The 12129-nt window shown below is 69.2% G+C and carries 12 protein-coding genes; 9 read left to right on the forward strand and 3 right to left on the reverse strand.

Annotation, left to right across the window (positions count from 1 at the left end; genetic code table 11):
• Positions 1-9: 9 nt before the first annotated feature.
• Positions 10-402, reverse strand: a complete 393-nt coding sequence (gene secG / locus BMZ25_RS16005) for a preprotein translocase subunit SecG (protein ID WP_092695422.1) — start codon at positions 400-402, stop codon at positions 10-12.
• On the opposite strand from secG, the gene BMZ25_RS20535 reads away from it, so the two are divergent.
• The 3 genes from BMZ25_RS20535 (at position 376) to BMZ25_RS16020 (ending at position 2440) form a co-directional block, all read left to right on the forward strand.
• Positions 376-819: a hypothetical protein gene (locus tag BMZ25_RS20535; RefSeq protein ID WP_143071549.1), complete on the forward strand. Its 444-nt coding sequence runs from the start codon at positions 376-378 to the stop codon at positions 817-819. The two genes, secG and BMZ25_RS20535, sit on opposite strands and share 27 nt — an antisense overlap.
• A 104-nt stretch (positions 820-923) precedes the next feature.
• On the forward strand, positions 924-2219 hold the full coding sequence (locus BMZ25_RS16015) for an adenylosuccinate synthase (protein WP_092695426.1): 1296 nt from the start codon (positions 924-926) through the stop codon (positions 2217-2219).
• On the forward strand, positions 2216-2440 hold the full coding sequence (locus tag BMZ25_RS16020) for a DUF2842 domain-containing protein (protein ID WP_092695428.1): 225 nt from the start codon (positions 2216-2218) through the stop codon (positions 2438-2440). Before BMZ25_RS16015 ends, BMZ25_RS16020 begins: the two co-directional genes overlap by 4 nt.
• A gap of 85 nt (positions 2441-2525) precedes the next feature.
• Here BMZ25_RS16020 and BMZ25_RS16025 read toward each other — a convergent pair whose 3' ends face one another.
• Positions 2526-4652, reverse strand: a complete 2127-nt coding sequence (locus BMZ25_RS16025) for a hypothetical protein (RefSeq protein WP_092695430.1) — start codon at positions 4650-4652, stop codon at positions 2526-2528.
• Positions 4653-4802: 150 nt separating this feature from the next.
• Here BMZ25_RS16025 and BMZ25_RS16030 point away from each other — a divergent pair, with 150 nt between their 5' ends.
• Positions 4803-5465 carry a thiamine diphosphokinase gene (locus BMZ25_RS16030; RefSeq protein WP_092695431.1) on the forward strand — a complete coding sequence of 221 codons (663 nt, stop codon included), beginning with the start codon at positions 4803-4805 and terminating at the stop codon, positions 5463-5465.
• Here BMZ25_RS16030 and BMZ25_RS16035 read toward each other — a convergent pair.
• On the reverse strand, positions 5446-6819 hold the full coding sequence (locus BMZ25_RS16035) for an L-serine ammonia-lyase (RefSeq protein ID WP_092695433.1): 1374 nt from the start codon (positions 6817-6819) through the stop codon (positions 5446-5448). The two genes, BMZ25_RS16030 and BMZ25_RS16035, sit on opposite strands and share 20 nt — an antisense overlap.
• Before the next feature lie 265 nt (positions 6820-7084).
• Between BMZ25_RS16035 and rpiA the strand changes: the two genes are divergently transcribed.
• From rpiA to BMZ25_RS16060, 5 genes are all read left to right on the forward strand, one after another.
• Complete coding sequence (gene rpiA, locus BMZ25_RS16040; RefSeq protein WP_092695435.1) at positions 7085-7876, forward strand: ribose-5-phosphate isomerase RpiA; 792 nt, start codon at positions 7085-7087, stop codon at positions 7874-7876.
• The gene (locus tag BMZ25_RS16045) at positions 7869-9362 is read left to right on the forward strand and encodes an FAD-dependent oxidoreductase (protein ID WP_092695437.1); all 1494 of its coding nucleotides are present in this window, start codon (positions 7869-7871) and stop codon (positions 9360-9362) included. The genes rpiA and BMZ25_RS16045 overlap by 8 nt, the downstream gene beginning before the upstream one ends.
• A gap of 80 nt (positions 9363-9442) precedes the next feature.
• Positions 9443-10648, forward strand: coding sequence for an FtsH protease activity modulator HflK (gene hflK, locus BMZ25_RS16050; protein WP_092695439.1), 1206 nt, complete (start codon positions 9443-9445; stop codon positions 10646-10648).
• A complete protein-coding gene (locus tag BMZ25_RS16055; protein ID WP_092695441.1) occupies positions 10648-11757 on the forward strand; it encodes an SPFH domain-containing protein in 1110 nt (369 codons plus the stop codon). Before hflK ends, BMZ25_RS16055 begins: the two co-directional genes overlap by 1 nt.
• On the forward strand, positions 11754-11951 hold the full coding sequence (locus tag BMZ25_RS16060; RefSeq protein WP_235859903.1) for a DUF2065 domain-containing protein: 198 nt from the start codon (positions 11754-11756) through the stop codon (positions 11949-11951). Before BMZ25_RS16055 ends, BMZ25_RS16060 begins: the two co-directional genes overlap by 4 nt.
• Positions 11952-12129: the final 178 nt, after the last annotated feature.

The following is a 12129-nucleotide window of genomic DNA, read 5'->3' on the forward strand; positions in this document are numbered from 1 at the left end:
CGGTTGCGATCAGTCCGCGCGGGGCGGGGCCAGGGGCGCGTCCGAGCCGCCTTCGCCGCCGCCGCTGCCGGGCGGGAGAAGGTCGTCCGCCGGGGCCTGCTGACCGCCGGTCTCGGCGCCGTCCTCGGCCGCCGGGGCGGGCACGCCCAGGCGGTCGACGACCGAGGACCCGGTCGAATCCTGTGCCGCGAAGATCGTCAGAGTCAGCGAGGTCGCGATGAACGCGATCGCGAAGGCCCAGGTCAGCTTGCCGAGCGCCGTCGCTGCACCGCGCGACGACATCACGCCGCCGCCACCGCCGCCGCCCATGCCGAGGCCGCCCCCTTCGGAGCGTTGAAGCAGCACCACGCCGATCAGGGACAGGGCAAGGATCAGGTGGATGATGAGGACGACGTTTTCCATGAGCTCCTGCTCCGGCTGGCGATCAAGCGGCTGTCTATTCAATTCGGCACACACCCGCAACCCGCCGTCTTCGCAGCGCCGGACGCGTTGGCGGACCCATATATCACGAAACGTGATGCGATGAGCATCAAACATTCGTTTTATAAATTTCAGCCGAGTCTCTATCTGGATCTCTTGGCCGATGGCGGCCGCATGATCCGTAGGAGACGACAGATGACGACGTTCAATATCGATCCGGCAGCGGCGGCGGGACGGCATGTCTCGCCCGCGATGCGTGACGTGGCACGGGTGGCGGGGCTCCTGGCCCTGACCCTTGCCGCAGGGATTGCGGTCTCGCTTTTCGCGGGTGGCGACGCCGGCCCGTCCGGCACCGCGCCCGACTGGCACGGCAACGTGATGCGGTCCTCCGACCGCTGAGACGGCCCGCGGCCCCCCGACCGGGGCCGCGCCAGTTCGCGGTTTTCCCTGCCGTGCGGGCGCGCTATAGGTGCGCGGGTTTGAGCCGAGCGAAGAGGGAAGTCATGGCCAATGTCGTCGTCGTCGGCGCCCAGTGGGGTGACGAGGGGAAGGGCAAGATCGTCGATTGGCTGAGCGAGCGCGCCGATCTGATCGCCCGGTTCCAGGGCGGTCACAACGCGGGGCACACGCTGGTCATCGACGGGACCACCTACAAGCTGAGCCTGCTGCCGTCGGGCATCGTCCGCTCGGGCAAGCTGAGCGTCATCGGCAACGGGGTCGTGCTGGACCCCTGGCACCTGGCCGAAGAGATCGAGAAGCTGCGCGGGCAGGGCGTGACGATCACGCCCGAGACGCTGATGATCGCCGAGAACACGCCGCTGATCCTGCCGATCCACGGTGAACTGGACCGGGCGCGTGAGGCACAGGCGAGCGTGGCCAAGATCGGCACGACCGGGCGCGGCATCGGCCCGGCCTACGAGGACAAGGTGGGGCGCCGCTCGGTCCGGGTCGCGGACCTTGCCGATACCGCCACGCTGGAGCTGCGCGTCGACCGGGCGCTGGTGCACCACGACGCGCTGCGGCGGGGGCTGGGGCTCGACCCCGTGGACCGCGAGCGGCTGATGACGGACCTGCGGGGGATCGCCGAGAAGGTGCTGCCCTATGCCGGGCCGGTCTGGAAGACGCTGGCCGAGGCCCGCCGCGACAACAAGCGCATCCTCTTCGAGGGTGCGCAGGGCGCGCTCTTGGACATCGACTTCGGCACCTATCCCTTCGTGACCTCGTCGAACACGATCGCCGGCCAGGCCGCCGCCGGCACCGGTGTCGGCCCCGGCGCGATCGACTTCGTGCTGGGGATCGTCAAGGCCTACACCACCCGCGTGGGCGAGGGCCCGTTCCCAGCGGAACTGGACGACGCCGACGGCCAGCGGCTGGGCGAGCGTGGACGCGAGTTCGGGACCGTGACCGGGCGCAAGCGCCGCTGCGGCTGGTTCGACGCCGTACTCGTGCGCCAGACCTGCGCAACCTCGGGCGTCACCGGCATCGCGTTGACCAAGTTGGACGTGCTGGACGGATTCGACGAACTGAAGATCTGCGTCGGCTATGAACTGGACGGCGAGCACTACGATCACCTGCCCATCGCCGCCGACCGGCAGGCGCGCTGCACCCCGGTCTACGAGACGCTGCCGGGCTGGTCGGAGTCGACCGAGGGCGCCCGCCGCTGGGCGGACCTGCCCGCCAACGCGATCAAGTATGTCCGCCGTATCGAGGAACTGATCGAGTGCCCGGTGGCGCTGCTGTCGACCTCGCCCGAGCGCGAGGACACGATCCTGGTCACAGATCCCTTCGCCGACCGATGAGCCTGAGCCACAAGACCAAGAAGCGCCTGTCGCTGCTGATCCTGATCGTCGGCATCCCGCTCTACATCGTCGTGGCGACGACGATCGTCGGGCTGTTCGAGCGCCCGCCGATCCTGCTGGAACTGGCGATCTACGTGATCCTCGGCATCGTCTGGGCGCTGCCGCTGCGGCGGGTGTTCCTGGGCGTGGGCCGCGCGGACCCCGACGCCGACGACGAATGAGCGGCGCCTGACCGTCCTGGCGGGGGCTCTGCCCCCGTCGCCTGCGGCGACTCCCCCGGGATACTTCTGGACAGAAGAAGCGGCGTCATTCCCCCGCGGCGCGGGCCGGGGCGGCGAAGCGCGTGGTCTCGGCGACGGCGAAGTTGCCCTGGCCGAGCTTGCGGATGCGGCCCGAGCGCAGCAGCTGGCCGAAGCTCTTGAGCCCCTGCTCACGCGTGATGCCGGCCTCTGGGTGCAGGCTGGCGGCGCGGCGCAGCAATTCGGGGCGCGTCACCCTGGGCTGACCCTCGACATAGGCAGCATAGGCGGCGGCGGCCTCGAGGATGTCGGGCAACTCGGTGGCGCCGACCCGCGCGGCGAAGTCGGAGAAGCTGAGCGAGGCCGCCATCGACCGCGCATGGTCGTCCGCGGGCGGCGTCGCGCGGATTCTGCGGGGCCGGACCAAGCCCGAGGGCTGGCGCGATTGCGACGCGCTTTCCTGGTCGACTCGGTAGTCCGAGAGCAGCATCAGCGGCGCGGGACGGCTGGCGAGCGGATCGGCAGGGCGCTGGGCCGGGCCGTCGCGGTCCTCGGCGGGGCGGCGCGGGCGGACGACCTGGGCGAGATCGTCGCGGTACTTCTCGAGGCGCGCGTTTTCCTGCGCGTCGCGCTGCGCGCCACCCAGCAGGCGGTCCGCCTTGGTTGCCGCGACGGCGGCCTTGAGATGGGCGATGGCGGAGCGGCGGCGGCTGCCCTCGGTGTCGTCGAGCTTGGCGTTGGTTTCCTGCAGCAGGCGGTCGAAGGCCTGGTCGTCGGCGTCGCGCGCCTCTTCGGCCTCGCGCTGCTCACGGGCTTCGCGTTCGGAGGCGGCGGCGGCCTCGCGCTCGACCTCGGCCAGCTCCTCAAGCAGCTCCGCCTCGTCGTCGGCGTTCAGGGAGCTGTCGCCGATCAGGTCGCGGATGTCGGCGGTCAGGGTGTCCTCGTCCGCGGCGGTCCGGTCGGACGCGGTGCCGGCGACCGCGATATCGGGGGCGGTCTCCTCGTCCTCGATCTCCTCGAGTTCGCCGGCGGCGAGGGCCGCTTCGAACTCGTAGCGCTTGAGCTTGATCACGCGGGCCTGGGGGCCGGCGCCGGGCGTGTCGTCGACCGTCTCGATCTCGATCTCCTCGTCGTCCGCGTCGTCGGTTTCGCCATGGGCGCCGCGCAGCGCGTCCGCCTCGGTCGGGTCGGAGGCGAGGGGCGTGTTGCCGACCTCGTCCGACAATTCGAAGCCGTCCCCCGCGATGTTGGTGTCGGGCGTGTCATCGTCCTCGGGCGCGGCAACGGGCGTGTCGGTGTCGGGGGCGTCTTCCGCAGCGAAAGACGGTGGCGCTTCGGCGTCCACGGTGTCGGGCTCGTCCAAGTCCTCCGGATCGTCGGCTTCGGGGACCATCGCCGCGTCGTCGCGTTGCAGCGGAGCCGGTGCGTCCTCGTTCGCCGAATCGGCCACGATGGCGGCGAGCGTGTCGGCCAGGGCGTTGTCCTCGTCTCGGACTTCGACAGGCGTGTCGTTCAGCGTATCGGTGTCGTCGGCGGTATCGAGCGCATCGTCCTCGGGGGTGGGCACCGGTGCCGGGTCTGCAGTGGCGTCGAGGTCCAGCGATTCGGCGGCGGTGATCCGGGATTCGGACTCGTCGCCCGGCGCGAGCTCGGTCCCGAAATCGGGCTCATCCGGCGCGGCGCCGAGATCGGCCCCCCGCAGAGCCGTGTCGAGCTGCGAGGCGCCGAGAACCGGTTCCGTCGGTTCGTCCTCTTCGTAGATCGCCGGCTCGGCGTCGCGTTCGGCGCGGGCGCGGGCCACGACGGCGCGGATGCGGCTGAGCTTGGCGGCGACGCTGTCGTCGGCGGGATCGACGTCCTCGGCCTCGGCCTCGGGCAGCGGCGCGGCGGGCGCGGGGCGCGACGGAGCCTCGGCCCGTTCGGGCGCCGAGCTGTCGGGCGCCATCTGGCGCAGGGTCACGTTGCCGTCGTCGACGTGCGCCTCGACGCGGCGCTGGACCTCGCGCTCGGCGATACGGTGGAGCATCTCGGCATCGGGCTGCGGCGGTTCGGCGCCGAAATAGCGGTCTTGCGCCGCAAGATCCCGGAAGTACTCTGCGATCGATTGCATCGTGGAGAAGGGCTGGTCGAACCCCTCCAGCGTGCAGGAGAATGTCCCGTAGGAAACCGTGAGTATCTTGTTCGATCCGGTCATCGCCACTTCGCCCTGCTTCTCAATCGATCCACACCCTGTTTACCATCGATTGCTTCGGAAATCTGAACAGAAGGTAGTTCTTGATCGTGTCATTTCAGGGCGAGAATGTGGCTGCGGTTCGACAGGATGCGTCGGCCAGGGTGGCGTGAGATGATCGTCGACTCGGCCACCCCCGTGACGCTGCTTGGCGGGGCGCCCATCGCGCCGGGCGACCTGGAGGCCGCGCTGGACATCGCGCCGACGCTGATCTGCGCCGACGGCGGGGCGGATGTCGCGATCGCGGCGGGGCATGTGCCGGCAGCGGTGATCGGGGATTTCGATTCGATCTCCGAGGCGGCGCGCGGTCGGATTCCGGCCGAGCGGCAGCATCCGATCGCGGAGCAGGACAGCACCGATTTCGACAAGTGCCTGCGCAACGTCCGAGCGCCCCTCGTGCTAGGGGTGGGGTTTCTCGGCGCGCGGGTCGATCACCACCTGGCGGCGCTGTCTGTGCTGGTACGGCGGCACGCCGCGCCCTGCCTGCTTCTCGGCAGCGAGGATGTGGTGTTCAACGCGCCCGCGCGGCTGAACCTGGACCTTCCCGTCGGCTGCCGCGTATCGCTGTTCCCGATGGCGCCCGTGACCGGCGTGTCCGAGGGCCTGCGCTGGCCGATCGACGGGTTGCGGATGAGCCCCGACGGGCAGATCGGCACCTCGAACGAGGTCGTGGCGTCGCGCGTGCGCATCGCCGTCGACGGGCCGGGGCTGCTGGTGCTCTTGCCGCGGACGGCGCTCGACGCGGCCGTCGCCGCGCTCAGCAGTTCGGAATATTGACGGCGAGCCCCCCGAGCGAGGTCTCCTTGTACTTCTCGCTCATGTCGGCGCCGGTCTGACGCATCGTCTCGATCGCGGAGTCCAGCGGGACGAGATGCGCTCCGGTGCCCCGCAGGCTCAGCGAGGCCGCCGCGACCGCCTTGATGGCGCCCATGCCGTTGCGCTCGATGCAGGGCACCTGGACGAGTCCCCGCACCGGGTCGCAGGTCATGCCCAGGTGATGCTCGAGCGCGATCTCCGCGGCGTTCTCGATGTGCTCGGGGCTGCCGCCCATCACCGCGCAGAAGCCCGCGGCAGCCATCGCGGCGGCCGAACCGACCTCGGCCTGGCAGCCGCATTCGGCGCCCGAGATCGAGGCGTTGTGCTTGACCAGCCCGCCGATCGCCGCCGCTGTCAGCAGGAACTCGGGCACGCGACGCCGGCTGGCGCCGGGGACATGGTCCAGCCAGTAGCGGATCGTGGCGGGGATCACGCCCGCCGCGCCGTTGGTGGGGGCGGTCACGACCTTGCCGCCGGCGGCGTTCTCTTCGTTCACCGCCATCGCGTAGGCGCCGAGCCAGTCATTGATCGTGTGCGGCGGCACCAGGTTGCGGCCCCGTTCGGCCAGGAGGGATTCGTGAATGGCGTGTGCCCGCCGCTGGACGGACAGACCGCCGGGAAGGGTGCCGTCGGTGGCGAGTCCCCGGTCGATGCAGTCTGACATGGTCTGCCAGATCGTGCCCATGCCGCGATCGAGCGCGCCGGGACTGCGGCGGGTCAGCTCGTTGGCGCGCTTGAGCTCGGCGATCGTCTTGCCCGAGGTCCGGCACATGTCGAGCATCTCGTCCGCCGACTTGAACGGGAACGGCACCGGCGGTCCGTCGTCGCTATCCGCTCCCTCGGCCAGTTCGGCTTCGGTCAGGACGAACCCGCCCCCGACGCTGTAATAGGTTTCCTGCGTGATGACGTCGTCCTGCGCGTCGAGCGCGTAGAGGATCATGCCGTTGGCATGGCCGGGCAGGGCGTGGCGGCGGTCGAACACCAGGTCGGTGTCCGGGCGGAAGACCAGCTCGGGCAGGCCGGAGGGGGCGACGCGGCCCGTCTCTCGGATGCGGGCCATCGCGGCGTCCGCCTCGTCGCGGTCGTAGGTCTCGGGCGCGAAGCCGGCGAGCCCGAGAATGACCGCGCGGTCGGTTGCGTGGCCGACACCTGTGAAGGCGAGCGAGCCGTGGAGGGAGGCGGCAAGGCCGTGCGCCGTGAAGGGCTGGGCGCGCAGGCGGTCGAGGAACCGCGCGGCGGCGACCATCGGCCCCATCGTGTGCGAGGACGACGGGCCGATACCGACCTTGAACATCTCGAAGACCGACAGGAACATTGGGAGCGCTCCGTTGCGACTTTGGGCCGCGATAGCACGGCGTGCCGGGGCGCCCCAGCGTGATTGCGACGGAACGGCTCTTCATGGCGTCTCCGTGCGACGAAGCGGTGTCGTCCGCCGCCCCGCGCCGGCGGCAGCGGCACGGTCCGACGTCGCGGGCGGGCCGGCCCGACACCCCGCCGGGCGCGGATGCCGCGGCCGAACCCCCTCGCACCCGCGCGTGATCTTGCCTATAAGCCCCGGAGACGCCCGAGGGAGAAGCCTGATGTCAGGTCAATTGTCGCCGATCGACACCGCCAAGTTCGTCGCCGCCCGGCGCGCCTGCGATCTCGTCGAGGACGGGATGCGCGTGGGGCTCGGCACAGGGTCGACCTCGGCCTGGATGGTGCGCTGCCTGGGCGAAATGGTGCGCGAGGACGGGCTGCGGATCACCGGCGTGCCGACCTCGGCCCGGACCGCGGCGCTGGCGCGCGAGATGGGCATCCACGTCTTAGGCCTGGACGAGGCGCGCTGGCTCGACATCTGCATCGACGGGGCCGACGAGTGCGACGGCGAGCTCAACCTGATCAAGGGCGGCGGCGGCGCGCTGCTGCAAGAGAAGATCGTCGCGACGGCCAGCGACCGCATGGTGGTGATCGCCGATCCCTCGAAGGTTGTCGCGCAGCTTGGGGCGTTTCCGCTGCCGGTCGAGGTTGTTCCCTTCGGCTGGCAGACGACGCAGGCGCTCCTGCAGGAGACGATCGCCGCGCTCGACGTGCTGGGCGACCGGACCGAGCTGCGGATGAACGGCGACCAGCCCTACGTCACGGACGAGGGGAACCATATCGTCGATCTGCATCTGGGGCGGATCGGAAATGCCCGTCAGCTGGCGCTGGTGCTCAACCAGATACCCGGCGTGGTCGAGAACGGGCTCTTCATCGACATCTGCGATGTGCTGGTGACGGGTCATGCCGACGGCCGGGTCGAGTTGCGTGACATCAACACCGGCGCGCAAGAGGAAGACCGCATCGATTTCGTCGAGAGCGAGAATATGTTTCGGGATATCGGCAATGACTGACGCGTTCGACTACGACCTGTTCGTCATAGGCGGCGGCTCGGGGGGCGTCCGCGCTGCCCGCACGTCCTCGGCCAAGGGGGCCCGCGTCGCGCTGGCCGAGGAAAGCCGCATGGGCGGCACCTGCGTCATCCGCGGCTGCGTGCCGAAGAAGTTGATGGTCTTCGCCTCGGAGTACCGCCAGACCTTCGCCGACGCCGAACGCTACGGCTGGTCGGTGAAGGTCGACGATTTCGATTGGCCGGCCTTCCGCAAGGGCCTGCACGCCGAGCTGGACCGCCTTGAAGAGATCTATCGCGGCCTGTTGTCCGGCTCGGATGTCGAGGTGTTCGACCAGCGCGCCACGCTGGACGATGCCCACACCGTCCGCCTGGCCGACGGCACCACGAAGCGCGCCAAGCACATCCTGATCGCCACCGGCGGCAGCCCCGTGCGGCCCGAGATGCAGAACGCCGATCTCGGGCTGGTCTCGAACGACATCTTCCTGATGGAAGAGCTGCCCGAGTCGGTGCTGATCGTCGGCGGCGGCTACATCGCTTGCGAGTTCGCCTGCATCCTGCACGGGCTGGGCGTCGAGGTGACGCAGTACTATCGCGGCGCGCAGATCCTGCGGGGCTTCGACGACGAGGCGCGCGGCCTGATCGCCGAGGCGATGTGCGAGCGTGGCATCGATCTGCATGTCGGCACCAACATCGTCGAGATGGAGCCTTGGGCCGAGCACGAAGAGGCCCGCCGCCCGGTTCCCGCCAACAGCGATGCCGCGATGGGCGCGCCGGTGGAAGAGCGCGAGGTCGGCTCGGACGTGCTGGCCGCCAACCCCAAGAGCGACACCCGCTACGAGGCCGGCTGCCCGATGTGGGTCAAGGGCACGAACGGGCACGAAAAGCGATTCGACCACGTGCTGTTCGCGACCGGCCGGTCGCCGAACACCGAGGGGCTGGGCCTCGAGGAGATCGGCGTCGAGCTGGGCCGCCGAGGCGAGGTGATCGTGAACGAGTACTCGCAGTCGAGCGTCCCGTCGATCTACGCGATCGGGGACGTGACCGACCGCGTCGCGCTGACGCCGGTGGCGATCCGCGAGGGCATGGCGTTTACCGAGACGGTGTTCGGCGACACGCCGACGCCCGTGGATCACGAGCTGATCCCCTCGGCCGTCTTTACTCAGCCCGAGATGGGCACCATCGGCCTGACCGAAGAAGCGGCGCGGGACATCGAGCCGATCGAGGTCTACTGTGCTTCGTTCCGGCCCATGCAGCAGGCCTTCGCAGGTCGGAGCGACCGTGCGCTCATGAAGTTGATCGTGGGCCGCGACAGTCGCAAGGTGCTTGGCTGTCATATCGTCGCAGACCACGCGGGCGAGATGATCCAGATGGCTGGAATCGCTATCAAGATGGGCGCGACGAAGGAGGATTTCGACCGGGTCTGCGCCGTGCACCCGACCATTTCGGAAGAACTCGTGACCATGCGCACGCCTCTGAGAACAGCTTGAATTCACCTGTCGCGTGCACAGGTACATTGATACTGATCGTGTCCGACGGGGCACGACCGACAAGGGAGACCAGAACCTAGATGGCCAGCAACAAAGGCGGACCTTGGGGCGGCGGCCCGCGCGGCACCAATGGTAGCGGCGGCAGCGGCAGCGGCGGGGGCGACGATCGCCGCCCCGGCGGCCAGCGTCCCGGAGAAGGGCGCCCGATCCCTGAAATCGACGAGATCATGAAGAAGGGCCAAGAGCATCTGCGCGTCCTGATGGGCGGCCGTGGCGGCCGGTCCAACGGGCCGAGCGGCGGCTCGGGCGGCCCCAGCGCGAACCGCGCGACGGTGGTGATCGCCATCGTCGTCCTGGCCGGGCTCTGGGTCTTCAACTCGCTCTACACCGTTCAGCCCGAAGAGCAGGGCGTCGAGCTGTTCCTCGGCGATTTCCGTCGCACCACGGATGACGGCCTGCACTTCGCGCCGTGGCCTCTTGTCACCGCCGAGGTGATTCCGGTCACCACCGAGCGGACCGAGGACATCGGCATGCGCTCGCGCGACAGCCGCTCGGACGGCGGCCTGATGCTGACCACGGACGAGAACATCGTCGACATCGACTTCCAGGTCGTCTGGAACGTGTCCGACCCGTCGCTCTTCCTGTTCAACCTGCGCGATCCGCAGGAAACCGTGCGCGCCGTCAGCGAGGCGGCGATGCGCGAGATCATCGCGCAGTCGCAACTTGCGCCGATCCTCAACGTCAGCCGTGAAGAGATCGCCGCCGGTGCCGAAGAGCGCATCCAGTCGACGCTCAACAGCTACGACAGCGGCATCAACATCGTCCGCGTCAACCTGAACGGCGCCGAGCCGCCGGAAGAGGTGATCGACGCCTTCCGCGAGGTGCAGGCCGCCGAGCAGGAGCGCGAGCGTCTGACCCGCCAGGCCGACGCCTATGCGAACCGCGTGCTGGCCGGCGCCCGAGGCGAGGCGGCGCAGACCTTGGAGGAGGCCGAGGGCTATCGCGCCCGCGTCGTCAACGAGGCGCAGGGTGAGGCGAGCCGCTTCACCTCGGTCCTGTCGGAATACTCCAATGCCCCCGAAGTGACGCGCAAACGCCTCTATCTCGAAACGATGGAGCAGGTTCTCGGTGACGTCGACAAGATCATCCTGGACGAACAGATCGGCGGCGGCGGTAGTGGCGGCGGCCAAGGCGTCGTGCCGTATCTTCCGCTGAATGAACTCCGCGGCACCACCGGGTCGGGGCAGGCCCAGCAGTCGAACTCGAGCAGCGGGAGCAGCAACTGATGCGTAAGGCAACGATCCTAATTCCCATCGTCGTCGTCGCTGCCATCGGGCTGCTTTCGTCGATCTTCATCGTCGACGAGCGCGAGAACGTGCTGGTCCTGCAGTTCGGCCAGATCAAGCAGGTCAAGGAAGAGCCGGGCCTCGGGTTCAAGGTGCCGCTGATCCAGGACGTCGTGCGCTACGACGACCGCATCCTCTCGCTCGACACCGAGGCGACCGAGGTGACCCCTGCGGACGACCGGCGCCTCGTGGTGGACGCCTTCGCGCGCTACCGCATCGACGACGTCGTGCAGTTCCGCGAGGCGATCGGCGTGGGCGGTCTGCTGGCCGCCGAGAATCGCCTTGGCGACATCCTCAACGCCCAGATCCGCGCCGTGCTCGGTTCGGACGGCGTGACCTCGAACACTATCCTGTCCGAGGATCGCAGCCAGCTGATGGAGCGGATCACCGAGGAATCGCGCAGCCGGGCCGAGGCGCTGGGGCTTTATGTCATCGATGTGAGGCTCAAGCAGACGAACCTGCCGACCCAGAACCTCGACGCCACCTTCGCCCGGATGCGGGCCGAGCGTGAGCGTGAGGCCGCGGACGAGATCGCGCGTGGTGAAGAGGCGGCGCAGCGGGTGCGCGCGCTGGCCGACAGGACCGTCGTCGAACTGGTCTCTGACGCCGAACGCGAGGCGGAGATCACCCGCGGTCAGGCGGATGCCGAGCGGAACCGCATCTTTGCCGAGGCTTTCGGTGCGAATCCCGAGTTCTTCGAGTTCTACCGCTCGCTCACGGCCTACACCCGGTCGCTCCGTGGCGAGAACTCGACCCTCGTCCTGACGCCCGACAGCGAGTTCTTCGACTATCTCAAGACGGACCAGCCGCGGGAGGTGAACCGCGCCCTGACGCCGGTCCCGCAGGACGGCGCCGAGGGCGCCGACCAGTCCGGCGCGAACACGGAAGAGGGCGACGGCGCCGCGCAGACCGAGGCCTCCGCCCCCGAGGCCGAGGCTCAGGGTGAGCCGGAGCAATCCGAGGCGTCGGCGGACGAGGACAGCGGCAGCGACAACAGCTCGCTTCCGGTGGCCGAGGCTGACAGCGCGGACGAGGTCGAGACGCAGTGACCGCCATCGTGGTCATGGCCATCGGCCTTGCATTCTGCTTCGAGGGGCTGGTCTTTGCACTGGCCCCTTTTCGTATCGAACAGGCGCTCGAGGCCCTGCGCGACCTGGGCCCCGAGGCACGGCGCATCATCGGGCTCGCGGTGCTGGCTGCCGGTGTCGCGCTGGTGGCGCTGGGACGGGCGCTCGGGGCCTGAGCACGGCCCGTTCGTTCCCTTCGCAAGATGTCACGGCGCTTTCACGCGCGTTTTATTCAGCGAGTGTGGCCTTTCGGTTGCAGGGTTCGGGACCTATCTGCAAGGTGACGGCATCAGCCCGGGCCGGAGACGGTGCGGGCGTCGCGTCCCCAATCTATGATCCAAGGAGTTTGGAGTG

It is taken from the genome of Tranquillimonas rosea (assembly GCF_900111315.1).
Lineage (GTDB): Bacteria > Pseudomonadota > Alphaproteobacteria > Rhodobacterales > Rhodobacteraceae > Tranquillimonas > Tranquillimonas rosea.